11 protein-coding genes and 1 pseudogene are annotated in these 13,736 nt (G+C 63.0%); 11 read left to right on the top strand and 1 reads right to left on the bottom strand.

Going from position 1 to position 13,736, the window contains the following annotated elements; translation table 11 throughout:
• Positions 1–2 precede the first annotated feature (2 nt).
• The 3 genes from asnB (at position 3) to HS109_00050 (ending at position 3,923) form a co-directional block, all read left to right on the top strand.
• Positions 3–1,931 carry an asparagine synthase (glutamine-hydrolyzing) gene (gene asnB / locus HS109_00060; protein MBE7520764.1) on the top strand — a complete coding sequence of 643 codons (1,929 nt, stop codon included), beginning with the start codon at positions 3–5 and terminating at the stop codon, positions 1,929–1,931.
• A gap of 90 nt (positions 1,932–2,021) precedes the next feature.
• On the top strand, positions 2,022–3,062 hold the full coding sequence (locus HS109_00055; GenBank protein MBE7520763.1) for a glycosyltransferase: 1,041 nt from the start codon (positions 2,022–2,024) through the stop codon (positions 3,060–3,062).
• Positions 3,063–3,149: 87 nt separating this feature from the next.
• A complete protein-coding gene (locus HS109_00050) occupies positions 3,150–3,923 on the top strand; it encodes a class I SAM-dependent methyltransferase (protein ID MBE7520762.1) in 774 nt (257 codons plus the stop codon).
• Between the two features lie 36 nt (positions 3,924–3,959).
• Here the strand turns inward: HS109_00050 and HS109_00045 are convergent.
• Positions 3,960–4,191, bottom strand: a pseudogene (locus tag HS109_00045) (IS3 family transposase).
• A 993-nt stretch (positions 4,192–5,184) separates the two neighbouring features.
• Between HS109_00045 and HS109_00040 the strand changes: the two are divergent.
• The 8 genes from HS109_00040 to HS109_00005 all read left to right on the top strand — a co-directional run bounded on the left by HS109_00040 (position 5,185) and on the right by HS109_00005 (position 13,508).
• On the top strand, positions 5,185–6,636 hold the full coding sequence (locus HS109_00040; protein MBE7520761.1) for an asparagine synthetase B: 1,452 nt from the start codon (positions 5,185–5,187) through the stop codon (positions 6,634–6,636).
• Positions 6,637–6,724: 88 nt separating this feature from the next.
• Positions 6,725–7,861 carry a glycosyltransferase gene (locus tag HS109_00035; protein MBE7520760.1) on the top strand — a complete coding sequence of 379 codons (1,137 nt, stop codon included), beginning with the start codon at positions 6,725–6,727 and terminating at the stop codon, positions 7,859–7,861.
• Positions 7,862–7,994: 133 nt separating this feature from the next.
• Positions 7,995–8,375 carry a hypothetical protein gene (locus tag HS109_00030; GenBank protein MBE7520759.1) on the top strand — a complete coding sequence of 127 codons (381 nt, stop codon included), beginning with the start codon at positions 7,995–7,997 and terminating at the stop codon, positions 8,373–8,375.
• Positions 8,372–8,875, top strand: coding sequence for a hypothetical protein (locus tag HS109_00025; protein ID MBE7520758.1), 504 nt, complete (start codon positions 8,372–8,374; stop codon positions 8,873–8,875). Before HS109_00030 ends, HS109_00025 begins: the two co-directional genes overlap by 4 nt.
• Before the next feature lie 51 nt (positions 8,876–8,926).
• Entirely contained in the window at positions 8,927–10,678 is a 1,752-nt protein-coding gene (locus tag HS109_00020; protein MBE7520757.1) for a carbamoyltransferase, read from the top strand.
• A gap of 14 nt (positions 10,679–10,692) precedes the next feature.
• Entirely contained in the window at positions 10,693–11,316 is a 624-nt protein-coding gene (locus tag HS109_00015; GenBank protein MBE7520756.1) for a methyltransferase domain-containing protein, read from the top strand.
• The gene (locus HS109_00010; GenBank protein ID MBE7520755.1) at positions 11,316–12,551 is read left to right on the top strand and encodes a glycosyltransferase family 4 protein; all 1,236 of its coding nucleotides are present in this window, start codon (positions 11,316–11,318) and stop codon (positions 12,549–12,551) included. The genes HS109_00015 and HS109_00010 overlap by 1 nt, the downstream gene beginning before the upstream one ends.
• Before the next feature lie 78 nt (positions 12,552–12,629).
• The gene (locus HS109_00005) at positions 12,630–13,508 is read left to right on the top strand and encodes an FkbM family methyltransferase (GenBank protein MBE7520754.1); all 879 of its coding nucleotides are present in this window, start codon (positions 12,630–12,632) and stop codon (positions 13,506–13,508) included.
• Positions 13,509–13,736: the final 228 nt, after the last annotated feature.

Below are 13,736 nucleotides of genomic sequence, written 5' to 3'. Positions count from 1 at the left end.
CCATGTGCGGCTTGGGCGGCGAGTTCCTTCACGAAGCGGCGATACCACGCGAAAGCGATCTCATCGCAATGGGCGGCGCGATGCTGTATCGCGGTCCGGACGACTTGGGTATGTATCGCGCGAAGCATATCGGGCTCGTACACCGGCGGTTGAGCATTCGGGACTTGAGCGAAGCCGGGCGTTGCCCCTTGGCGGGCAGCGACGGCGACGTTCAGGTCGTGTTTAACGGGGAGATATACAACTGGCGCGAGCTGAGATCTGAGTTGGTCGCGATGGGACAGTCGTTTCGCTCGCGATCCGATACCGAAGTGATTGTGAAGGGTTACGAGACATGGGGTAGTGCGATCTTCGGGAAGCTGGACGGGATGTTCGCCATTGCGATCTGGGATGCGCGGAGAGAGACTCTGTTGCTGGCGCGCGACCGTTTCGGCGAGAAACCGCTCTACTACTGCGGCAGCGCTGCCGGGCTAATCTTTGCCTCTTCGATTGAGGCCATCGCGCCGTTCTTGCCGGAGCGGGAGATCGATCCCGTGGCCATCGCGTGCCACCTTGTGCACAGCTTCATTCCGGCATCGCACACTATCTGGAGTGGAATCAGGGCTCTTCCCCCTGCTCACATCTTGCAGATCGTCCCCGGTGGAAGCCCACGGTTGGCGCGGTATTGGGAATTTCCTTCGGCGAGACCATTCAGCGAGGAGTATCAGGTGTGCTTTCGGGCAGTTGAATCGACGGTGGCGAATAGCGTTACCAGGTGTCTCGATGCGGATGTGCCTGTGGGCTTGTTCCTCAGCGGCGGTGTCGACTCATCGCTCGTGGCCGCGATGGCCAGCCGCGTACAACCTGGTTTGCCGGCATTCGCACTTGGATTTGCCGAGGCGGATTTCAACGAGATCCCGCATGCGCGAAAGGTGGCCGGGCATCTGGGCATCCCCCTTCACACGCGCGAGGTGGATCTGCGTGATGCACTCTCTTGCTTGCCTCACCTGGTGGTGCAGTATGGACAACCATTTGGCGACGCATCGTGTGTGCCATCTTTCTTGCTGGCGAGCTTTGCGCGGGAGCACGTCAAAGTGTGCTTGACCGGTGACGGCGGGGATGAGTCATTCGGTGGGTACTGGCGGGTGCAGTCCGCCGTATATGCCGCTCGTTATGCGGCGTTGATTCCAATCGGCCTGCGCAGGAACCTCGTTCCCGCCCTGGCCACGCGCCTTGGAGCGCTAGGGAGGCGGTGGCAGGCGTTGAACGTACTCTCGCTCGCTGCGCCCGGTAGCGGTTATACGAACAGCCTGAGCTGGCATGGTGCACTCGTCGAGTTGGCCGGACCGCGACTGCAGTCCGTACTCGCAAGTGATCTGGATTCACTCCGCGTGGGCAGGGCCCTCGAGCGGGCGGACGCTAGTGCAATGCAGCGGGTGCTGTTCGATGACTTCCATGTTCAATTGGCGGACGACTACCTGACCAAGGTCGACGTGGCAACCATGGCCGCGTCGCTCGAAGCGCGGTGCCCGTATTTGGGTCGAGAGGTCGTGGAGACGGCATGGAATCTGCCGGACAGGATGAAGCTGAACTGGGGGCGACGTAAGTGGCTTCTGAAGAAGATTGCTGCGAAGTGGGTGCCCCCTGAGATCGTGTACCGGAGAAAGATGGGCTTTGCTTTGCCGTTGAGGCATTGGTTCCGCAGTCGGTTGGGCGCGATTTTGGAGAGCCTGCTGCGGGACAGCGTTGCAACTTCGCACGGTTGGATTTGTGCCGCGCCCGTTCATCGAATGATCGCCGAACAGCGGCAAGGTGCCAGTCACGAGACCCGCTTGTGGTTGGTGCTATGGCTTGAACTCTGGTTTCGCCATTCTCTCGGAAAAGCATCGCTGGCCGATCTGAAGCTGTTGCTGAAAGATTGCTCCGTCCGCCACGATGTCTTGCAAGGAAGGTAGGAAGCACGTTTTATGCGGAGGGGCAGCAGCGCGGAGCCCGCAGTACTGTTGGTCGGGGGGGGGATCGCAGGTGGGGGCGCCGAGGCGCGATTGGCGAGGCTCGCGGAGCACCTTTTTGGCGGCATAGCCGACGTTGCGGTTCTCCATGACAACGGGTCGCTTGGCCAAACGCATAGAGGGAAGATACTACGTCTTCACTGGAAAAATAGATGGAGTTACCTCGGCATTGCGATACAACTGCAGCGATTGATTCGGCAATCGCACTACGACGTAGTCTTCGCATTCGGACTCTTCCCGATTGCCGTGGCGTCGATGGCGCTGCTGGGCATGACGAATCGCCCCAAGCTGATCATCAACGAAATCACCCGCCCACACGAGAATCTGAAGAACGCGAACCGTTTTCGCCGGTTCATGCATACGGTAACCATCAAGAGACTCTACACTTGCGCCGATCTGATCACAGCGAATTCCATTGATGGTTTGCGGGAGACATGCCAAATGATGGGCAGGCACGCGGAATGCGGCATCCGTCTGCCAAATATTGTCGATGCCGATCGGGTCGGCATGCTCGCGACGCAGAGATCGTCCATCTCAATCTGCCATGAGCGGTACATGGTATGGGTTGGCAGGCTCGATGCGATGAAACGCGTGGACACGATTGTGGAGGCGTACTCACGGGCAGGTTGCGCCGGTGAGTGTGGTCTTGTGATCGTTGGCGATGGTGAAGCCAGGGAGAGGTTGGAGCGGCTCGTGAGGAGTCTGGGCGTCCAGGATTCGGTGACGTTTATCGGCGTACTGGAGAATCCGCTGCCCATTCTGAGCGCTGCCGCGGCCCTGGTTCTGGCATCAGAGTACGAAGGCTTTTCAAATGCCGTGCTCGAGGCGATGTTCTGTGACGTGCCGGTAGTCACCAGTTATTGCAGTTCGGATGCACGGGAGATGTGTAGACAGGGAGCGGCCCTCGGATTTGAGGTTGGCGATGTTGATGGTTTGGCTGAAAATATGGGGCGCATCGTTCGAAATGAAGCAGCGGACCAGCAACTAGTTCAACAGGCGCGGCTGTACCGAGCGCCGCATGAGTTGAAGCAGGCAATTTCATCTTACGAAGCAGCAATACGCAGTGTGCTGTAACCGTGAACTGAACCGCCCCAAGCGCAGCCTCGGTATGACACGGTGGGATGTTTTGCGAACGAACGTCTATTCGTTAGGAAGGGACGAATGAAAGACAAAAAAGATCCCGAGAAACGGCTTGAAGACATGTGTTCGGATCAGGTTCAAACGGGGAATCGCGCGTGGTGGACCAGCAATGCGATGGCCTACGATTGGCACGGCACGATTGACTCGGAACGTTACACCCGCGAGTGGTTCGATCAGATCGATCAGCGGTTCTTGCACGGCGCGCGGCTTTTCGCAAGTAGCCAGAAACCGTTCGATCAAATCATGCCGCTGGAGGAGCTGAAGGGTAAACGTGTTCTGGAAATCGGCTGCGGAATGGGTTTTCACTGTGAAACGATGGTTCGGGCGGGAGCAGACGTAACGGCCGTGGACGTGTCCCCCAAATCTATCGAAGCAACTTCGCGACGTTTGGCGCTAAAGGGGCTCAACGCGCGAGTCATCGAGGCCGACGCAGAGAACCTTGCATTTGACGACCACGAATTCGATTTCGTCTGGTCCTGGGGCGTGATTCACCACTCAGCGCGGACCGCAAGAATCGTCAGAGAAATCGCGCGCGTCGTTCGTCCGGAAGGACAGGCGCGAGTAATGGTCTACAACCGGCTCGGCATGGCAGCGCGGCTGGTGTTCTGGAAGTCCCATATCGCTAACTTTCGGTTCCTGACCCGGAGTTATGAAGAATCGCTTTACCGATCGACGGACGGCTTTTCGGCCAGGTACTACATTCCTGAGCAGTTTGAGGACCTGTTCCGCGCATTTTTCGCCGATGTCAGGTCGGAAATCTGTGGCCAGGACGCCGATGTGATTCCGCTCCCCTGAGCTTCCCTCTGTTTTTCGTCCGCCAAGGGAACGGGGTCATGCTGCCACGGCTTGCTCGTGCTGACTGCTGATCCAACCGGCCAGGAACCGCGCCGGCGAAACATAGCCGAGCGTCGAGTGCTTGCGCCTGCGGTTGTAGAACACCTCGATGTAGTCGAACAGATCGGCGATCGCCGCCTCGCGCGTCGCGCCGGTGTGCACGCGCTCGTTCTTCAAGCTGCTGAAGGCTCTCGGTCGGCGCGTTGTCGCAGTTGCGGCTCATCGACGGTCATGCCGAACTCGACCACGGGCCCTGGAGACAGGCGCCGCCGCTTCGGTCGCTGGAGTGATGCATCAATCCGGGCGCCGTTGCATCGGATCGACCGATCATCCGCCGTCATCCGCGGCAGTATCGGCCAATAAACCACCTCGCGGTTGCGGCCAGATACAGCCAACCCGCATCGGTCCGGATGCCATGCGTCAGATGCGTCCTAGGCGACGCCAGCGCAAACTCCCAGGCCAGCAGGCGATCCGCCACCGGCAGCGCGTGCCTGGAATCGGTCGTCGCCAGACCGGCGCTTGTGCCGCGCCCTCAGGTCATGCGTCCGCATCAGTGCTCGACCCGCGCCGGCTCACCTGGTAGCCGCGCTCCCGCAGCCTCGATACATCCGCGGTAGGGCCGCGTGCGTGCATCGCTGCAGCAGCAGCGCCCAGTTGCCCATCGGTTCGCCGTGTGCGATCCGGCCCCGCCATGACGGGCCCGATGCCGCTGATGCTCACCGTCAGCGTGCGTTGCACATCGTCGGCAGCGGAAAGTTCTTCCGTTGCGGTCGCGTACTTCACAGGTCATCGCGAAGTTGCTCGCGATCATCGACCTGCACGATCCGCGGCGTTCCTTCGGCGCACCCGGCGCAGCGTCTGCTCGCATCAGCGCGCCGGCGAACCGATGGCCTGGTAACCCGACCGCCAGTTCTGAACTCCTGCGTGAACGCCGTCATTTCGCCTCGCGTCAGCTTGGAGACGAGGGCGGGTCAGAACAGGTCGCGCGCTACACGCGACTATCGGCGCTCAGGCGGTCCGCGCTTCCCGCGAGCTCGACAGTGTCGCGGCTGGCAGGAGCCGGTGGCGCCACGGGCGCGTCCGTTTATCGCGGGCTCGCAAGGTCCACCGGACGACGTCGTACTTGGCCAGACACCGCGTGAGCCGCGTTCCTCGCGACGCCGTCTGGCGGGCAAGACAGGGTTTTGATCCCGGCGGGACTTACGCCATCCAAGGCGAAGCGATGCTGCCGCGGCTGCACGGCATGTTCGCGTTCGTGATCTGGGACCGTGTGGCTCGGCGGGGATTCGCCGCGCGCGATCCTTACGGCATCAAGCCGCTCTACTACGCCCAGACCTCGCAGGGGGCGCTGGTCGCGTCGCAGGTCAAGGCTCTGCTCGCGACGGGGCTCGTGTCGCGCGAGCCGGACGTCCACGGCCAGGCGGGCTTCTGGCTGTTGGGCAGCGTGCCGGAGCCGCGAACCTGGTTCCGGGACATTCGCGCGCTGCCCGCCGGACATTTTGCGTGGATCGACGAGGGGCGGGTCGGTCCGCCGAAGTGCTGGTGGGACATCGGCGAGGCGTGGCGGTCCGCCCCGGACAATCGATTGCCCGACGCCGAAGTTCGCGAAGGCGTGCGAGCTGCGCTGAAGGAGTCCGTCGCAAGGCACCTCGTCGCCGACGTGCCGGTGGGCGTGTTCCTGTCGGGGGGCATCGATTCGGGCGCGCTCGCCGGTCTGATGGTCGAGGCGGGCGCGCACGCGCTCGAGGGCGTTACGCTGACCTACGACGAGTTCGCGGGGCGGCCGGAGGACGAGGCGCCGGTCGCGGCGCGGATCGCCGCGCACTACGGCATCAGGCACCACGTCCGCCGCGTCACGCGCGATGAGTTCGTGTCCGACCTGCCGCGCATTCTGGACGCGATGGACCAGCCCAGCATCGACGGCATCAACACGTGGTACGCGAGCAAGGCAGCCGCCGATAACGGCCTGAAGGTCGTCGTGTCGGGCGTGGGCGGAGACGAACTCTTCCAGGGATACGCGAGCTTTCGGCAGCTCCCGAGGCTGGTCGCCGCGCGCCGGGCCATGGCTATGATTCCCGGCGCGGCCTCCGCGTTGCGGTGGTGGGCGGACCGACGGGCGGATCGGACAGGCAACCGCCGGTGGCATCACCTTCCCGAGTGGAGCCGTTCCATGGCGGGCGCATGGTGGCTGCGCCGAAGTCTATTCGCTCCCGAGGACCTGCCGGGGCTGATGGGCAACGACGCGGCGCAAGTAGCACTGCGGGGGTTCGATGCCGCGCTTTGCGTGCGCCGCATGTGCGGTGACCTTCCGGCGGATCCGCGTCTGGCGCTCGGGCAGATCGAATCGATGACCTATCTGCGCAACCAACTGCTGCGCGACAGCGACTGGGCGAGCATGGACCACGGCGTGGAACTTCGAACGCCGCTGGTCGACGCGCGGCTGCTTGGGCAGGCAGGAGCCTATCTGCCGGCCTTTGGGCGATTCCCGAACAAGACCCTTATGGCGCGTGCGCCCACAAGGCCGTTGCCAGGCGACGTCATTCGGCGCCGCAAGACAGGGTTTGGCATCCCGGCGGGACATTGGCTCCAGGGAGCGACCTCAAGTTCAAGCGAAGCCGGAAGTCGCGCCTTGGCGCGCGCGATAATGGACTCATGCGCTGTAGCCAAAGTGTGATTGTCGTCCCTCCCGGTCGCCTTGCGCTCTCTGTTGTCAGCTTGGGCACGGCTCCGATAGCGCAACCAACGCGCGTCTGGACTACGCTGTGAAGTTGGTCCAACTGATCTCGGCGATCGCCGACGAAGCGGCCGGACCCTCGTATTCCGTGGTGCGATTGTGCGAGTCACTAATTGCATGTGGACACGAGGTCACACTCGCGGCGCTCGATTGGGCGCCGATGACGTCGCCGCCGAGTTTTCTCAAGCCGTTCCCGCTCGGGCTCGGACCCAGACGGCTGGGGCGATCGCCTGCGCTCAATCGCTGGCTTCGGGCCCAGGCAGCATCCAGAAAGGTCGATCTGCTTCACAATCACGGTCTCTGGATGATGCCCAATGTGTATCCGGGGCGGGTGGCGCAACAATCGCGTGTGCCGTTAGTCGTTTCGCCACGCGGAATGCTGTCCGCGTGGGCATTGCGTTCCGGCTCTCCGATCAAACGTGTATTTTGGCCGACAGTGCAGCGCCCTGCGTTGGTAGCGACATTCTGCTTTCACGCTACTGCGGAATCCGAATATCGAGACATTCGTCAATTGGGCTTTCGACAGCCTGTGGTGGTGTTGCCTAATGGCGTAGACATTCCGGAGTTGATGCCAAGGCGATCGGCGACTGCTCGCACGCTGCTGTTCCTCAGCAGAGTCCATCCCACGAAGGGATTGGACATGCTGTTGTCGGCGTGGGCGGCACTCCACCTGCGGTTTCCTGATTGGCAATTGAAGGTCGTTGGCTCAGGCAGTCAGAGGTATCTGGCGAACTTGCAGCGTCTTGCTGGCGAACTGAGGCTGGAACGCATCGAGTTCCGGGGTCCGCTTTATGGGAGGGAGAAGTGGCAGGCGTATGCCCAGGCGAACCTGTTCGTCCTTCCGACGCATTCCGAGAACTTCGGCATGTCTGTAGCCGAGGCGTTGGCTGCCGGAACGCCAGCCATCGTAACCAAGGGGGCTCCATGGCAAGAACTCTCATCGCGGGAGGCAGGATGGTGGATCGATATTGGCGTGGATCCATTGGTTGCCGGCCTCGAAAGGGCGATGTCACTCCCTGCGAGCGACTTGAACGCAAGGGGCCTTCGGGGGCGAGCGTGGATGGAGCAGGAGTTCTCTTGGACCCGGGTTGCCAGGAAAATGAGCGCAACGTATGAATGGGTCGTGAAAGGTGGTGAGGCCCCCAATTGGGTGAGGTCCGAGTAAGGATCGTGGCCTTGCATACGGGCCGAGGAATCTTGGCAGGTTTGTCCGCCCCGACAGCGGAGCCTGAGGAGTGAAGATCTGCGTAGTATCGTCGTGCGGCGGCCATCTGACGGAGGTCCGATGCCTACGGTCGGTGTACGAGGCGTTCGATCATTTCTATGTGCTCAACGACAAGGTGCTCCTGTCGCCAGACATGGAAGGGCGTACGGTTTTCATCACGCACGCGGAGCGCGACTGGCGCGTGGCGTTGAACTTCATTGAGGCCCTTCGGATACTCTACCGCTCGCGGCCGGACGTGATCCTCAGTACGGGTGCTGGGCCGGTAGTGCCGTTCGCCATAGTTGGTCGATTCATATTTGGCGCCCGCATAGTGTTCATCGAGTCGATGACGCGCATTCACCGCCCCTCACTTACTGGTCGTATCCTCTACTATGTCGCGCACGATTTTTTCTATCAATGGGAAGGCTTGCGGAAATATTTTCCGAAGGGGCGATTCGGGGGGCAGTTGATTTGAGCACATTCGTATCAGTCGGGAATGCGACGCAGCCATTCATTCGCTTGCTCGCGGCGGTTGACGCCGTGGCGCAAGAGCTGCCGCAACCGGTAATTGTTCAGGCCGGTTCTGCGTCCTTCCATTCAGATCGGTGCAGTGTGTGTGCATTCACGTCGATGAGCCGCTTCGAAGAGCTTGTGCGTGAGTCGGAGCTCTTGATCTTGCATGCAGGCGCGGGATCGGTTATGCATGCGATTGCGGCGCGGAAGGTGCCTGTCGTAATGGCGCGCAGAGCCGCGCTCGGGGAGCACGTGGACGATCACCAGGTCGAACTCGCACATGAGCTCGAGCAAGCGGGTCGAGTAGTGGTGGCCGAGGATGGCGACGGGCTTCTGGCGGCATGCTTGGGCGCGCTGGCTGCGCAGCGCCGGTTGTCAGCGGAAGCGCGAGTCCCGAATTTGGTGGCACTTGTGGCGGCCGTGCTCTCAGACTACGCACAGCGTAATGCAAAGCAGAAGTAGGATATCTGCAACGCGGGTCGAACGTCTGTCGCGATTGACGGGCCGCCTTTGATGACTTGGATTCTCGGACTCAATGCATTCCACGGTGACGCATCCGCATGTTTGATCCTCGACGGCGCCATCGTCGCCGCCGCGGAAGAGGAGCGCTTCCGGCGCATCAAGCACTGGGCCGGGTTCCCGTCGGAGGCGATCCGGTATTGCCTCGCGGCCGGCGGGATACGACTGGACGACGTCGACCACGTCGCGGTGAATCAGGACGCGAAGGCCAATCTCGGTCGCAAGATCGCCTACACACTCAAGGCGCGACCGGATCTTGGACTGGTGCTCGATCGCCTGCGCAACAAGCGGGAGCGCGCCGGCCTTGACGGCCACCTGGCTGCGGCGTTTCCGGGCGTGGCGTTGCGTGCCCGCGTGCACCACGTCGAGCACCACGTTGCCCATCTGTCGTCAGCATTCCACGTGTCGCCCTTCGAGGAGGCGGTGGTCGTGTCTGTGGACGGGTTCGGCGACTTTGCGAGTGCCGCGTGGGGTTTGGGCCGCGGTACCAGGATCGACGTCGATGGCCGGGTGTACTTTCCGCACTCGCTCGGCATCTTCTACCAGGCGCTTACTCAGTACCTTGGCTTTCCGCATTACGGCGACGAATACAAGGTGATGGGCCTCGCGCCGTACGGTGAGCCGGCGTACCTCGATGTCATGCGCCGCATCGTGCTGTTGGAGTCCGACGGCGGGTATCGCCTCAACCTCGACGCCTTCCGCCATCACGTCGAGAAGATCGACTATGAGTGGGAGGGCGGCGAGCCTCACGTCGGCGCGCTGTTCTCCGCTGGGCTCGAGAAGATGCTCGGGCCCGCGCGCCTACCGACTGATCCGCTCGAGCAGCGCCATCGCGACATTGCCCGGTCGGTTCAGGCGATGTACGAGGAAGCGTTCTTCCACCTGCTCAATGTGCTGCATGCGCGTCATCAGGTGGATGCCCTTGCCGTCGCGGGAGGGTGTGGGATGAATTCCGTGGCCAACGGCAAGATCACACTCCGGACGCCCTTCAAACGCATCTACGTCCAGTCGGCGGCGGGCGACGCGGGAGGCGCCATCGGCGCCGCCTATGCGGTCTGGCACGAATTGGGCGGGGCGCGCGGCCCGGTGATGGACCACGCCTACTGGGGGCCGGAGTTCGACGAGGACGCCATTCGGGGAGTTCTCGAAGCCAGGTGCGACGACATTGCGGCGGCAGGCTGCGTGGTGGAACGGGTCGACGATGCAGACGAACTGTGTCGTCGCACGGCCTTGGCGATCGCGGACGGCGAGGTCGTCGGGTGGTTCCAGGGGCGGATGGAATGGGGTCCGCGTGCGTTGGGCAACCGCTCGATCCTGGGCGACCCGCGGCGCGCCGACATGAAGGACATCCTCAACCTCAAGATCAAGCGGCGCGAATCGTTCCGGCCGTTCGCGCCGTCGATCCTGCGCGAGGCAGTGGCCGACTGGTTCGAACTCGACGGCGACGTCCCGTTCATGATGCAGGTCTATCCGATTCGCGCCGGGCAGCGCCACCGCATTCCGGCGGTAACGCACGTGGATGGGACAGGCCGACTGCAGACCGTCCATCGCGAGACGAACCCCCTCTACTACCGGCTGATCGAGGCGTTCCGCGATCTCACCGGCGTGCCCATGGTCCTCAACACGTCGTTCAACGAGAACGAGCCGGTGGTGTGCAAGCCCGAGGAGGCGCTGGACTGCTTCCTGAGGACGAAGATGGACGTGTTGGTGCTCGGACCATTCCTGGTCCGACGTTCGGTATCCTGAAGGAGTGTTCATCCATGGCGGATGGAGATCCGGCCTACCGTTACCAGGATGCCAGCCTGAATCACTCGCACAGGTTCCTGCTTCCCGCGCTCGCGCGCATTCTCGATGAGGCGCGCCCGGCGCGCGTGTTCGAAGTGGGCTGTGGCAATGGGGCCGTGGCCAACTGGATGGCGTCGCGCGGCATCGATGTCGCGGGGGTGGATTTCAGCGAGAGCGGCATCGCGCAAGCCCGGGTCGCGTATCCGTCGCTGCGGTTGGCAATGGGATCGGCTTATGACGATCTTGCCGGCGTGTACGGCCAGTTCCCCGCCGTCGTGAGCCTGGAAGTCGTCGAGCATCTGTACTTTCCACGCAAGTTCGCCAAGACCGTGTTCGACTTGCTGGAACCTGGAGGCGCGGCAATCATCAGCACTCCCTATCACGGCTATCTGAAGAACCTGGCCCTGGCGTTGACGGGGCGCATGGACGCGCATTTCACGGCGCTTTGGGATGGCGGCCATATCAAATTCTGGTCGGAGCGGACGCTTCGACACCTTCTCGGCGAGGCGGGGTTCACGAAGATCCGCTTCCGGCGGGTCGGACGCATCGGGCCGCTGGCGAGATCGATGATCGCCGTTGCGGAGAGGCCACCCGCCTGATGCGTCTTGCCTTCGTCAACCGCTTCTACGCCCCCGATCACTCCGCCACGAGCCAGTTGCTGACGGACCTCGCCGTCGCGCTCGCTGCGGGCGGAGCTGAAGTTCACGTCGTCACAAGTCGTTTGCGCTATGACGATCCGGCGGCGCGGCTGCCGCCACGTGAAGACATCGACGGCGTTCACGTTCACCGGGTCCGTACCACGTCGTTCGGCCGCGCGACGCTGGTGGGACGGGGGTTCGACTATCTGAGCTTCTACGTCACGGCGATCTTCGAGGTCTTCAGGGTGATTCGAAAGGGCGACGTGGTGGTCGCCAAGACCGATCCGCCGCTCATTTCGGTGCCCGTGCGGTGGGTCGCCGGATTTCGAGATGCCCGGGTCGTGAATTGGCTGCAAGACGTCTTCCCCGAGGCGGCTGGTGCGCTCGGGCTCGGTCTGGGACGAGGGATTTTTGGCCGGCTGCTGTCGTGGTTCCGGAACGAATCGCTGCGCCGAGCTTCGGCCAACGTCGTGCTCGGGCGGCTGATGTGCGATCGGGTCGTCGCGCTTGGCGTCGACCCCGGGCGCGTCGTCGTGATCCCGAACTGGGCGGATGGCTCGGCGATCGAACCCGTGCCCGCGGCGTCGAACCCGCTGCGTGCGGAATGGCGGCTGGGAGGCAAGTTCGTCGTAGGCTATTCGGGGAACATGGGCCGGGCGCATGAGTTCGAGACGATCCTCGATGCCGCGATGGCGTTGCGAGACGATCCGGAAGTCGTGTTCCTGTTCATCGGCGGTGGCGCGCAGAGGGCGATGATTGCCGAGGCGTCGGCCGCGCGAGGGCTCGGCAATCTCGTGTTCAAGCCGTATCAGCCGCGGGAACGCCTCGCGCAGAGCCTGAGCGCCGCCGACGCCCACTTGGTGTCGTTGCAGCCATCGCTCGAAGGGTTGATCGTGCCGAGCAAGTTCTATGGCATCGCCGCGGCCGGGCGGCCGACGATCTTCGTGGGCGACCTGAATGGCGAGATCGCAACGGAGCTGCGTTCCTCGGAGTCCGGGTTCAGCGTGAGGCCGGGCGATGTGGGCGAGTTGGTCGCGGCGATCCGGGCATTGCGTGGTGACGACAACCTGCGCGACCGGATGGGGCGCAATGCGCGCCGAGTGTTCGAGGCGCGCTTCGACAAACCGATCGCCGTCGAGCGATGGCGCAGGTTGCTTGGGGACGTTGCGGAGGGGCGGGCTGTGGGGCAGGCTTGACTCGGACCGGTACTGCATTGAGGCGAAATGGGTTCGGCTGAAGCCGAACCCACACGCTGCTCGTGCCGCTAGGGGGCAATGAGGCTATTCGATCTGTTTCGCTTTGTGTGGGCGCATCCGCTGAATGCGGAGGCGCGAATTGCTGCTCTCGCGCGCGTTGCCCGCTGGCAGGTTGCCAGCCGCCTTCTCCCAGGGCCGGTTGCGTTGCCATTCGTCGATTCGGCGCGATTGTTCGTCACGCGCGGCATGACCGGAGCAACGGGCAACTGGTATTGCGGATTGCACGAGCATCGCGAGATGGGGTTCCTGCTGCACGTGTTGCGCGAGGCCGATCGGTTTCTCGATGTCGGCGCCAACGTCGGGAGCTACACGATCCTCGCGTCAGGAGCGGTGGGTGCGAGGTCCGTCGCGGTGGAACCGGTGCCGTCGACGTTCGTTCATCTGCAGCGAAACGTGGCGCTCAATGGCCTTGGGAGGCGAGTGCAATGCTGGCAGGGCGGGCTTGCCGAGCGGAGCGGGACACTGCGGTTCACGACCGACTTCGACACCATCAATCACGTACTTGCCGCCGGCGAGGAGGGCGTAGCGATCGAGGTGCCGGTGACGACACTCGACGAACTCGTTGGGGACGCAGTTCCAACGCTCATCAAGATCGACGTCGAAGGCTACGAGTGGTCGGTCCTGAAGGGGGCTCGACGTGCCCTGGCCGACCCGCGCGTGCTCGCGGTCATCATGGAAACCAATGGGAGCGGAAGTCGTTACGGCGTGAGTGACGACGATCTCGTCGACGAGATGCGCCGCTTCGGCTTCGCGATGCATACCTACGATCCCGTCACGCGTGTCCTGACAGAGGCCGGGAAGGGCGAGGGCAATACGATATTCGTACGCGACGCATCGCTTGCGCGCGAACGGGTGCGGGAGGCCCGCCGATTTCGCCTGGTCAATGGGTCGATTTGAGCGGCGACCATCAGCAGGATGTCGTGATGTGCTTTCAGAGCGCGCGCGTCGGACGACCTAGGCTCGGTACCCCGCACCGGCATGCACGAGCAACAAGGTGCCTACCGGTCGGTATGCTCGTACGCAGCTCAGCCCGCACCCCGGCTGCGCAACTTGCGCTTCGCAGGGTGCTGCGCCAACCATTCCTTGAGCGCTGCATTCATGCCGTCTCAAGGCTTGCGCCGACCG

The organism is Burkholderiales bacterium, from assembly GCA_015075645.1.
Classification (GTDB): Bacteria; Pseudomonadota; Gammaproteobacteria; order Burkholderiales; family Casimicrobiaceae; genus VBCG01.
The sequence above is the reverse complement of the archived record's forward strand: the minus strand, read 5'-3'. Positions and strand labels throughout refer to the sequence as shown.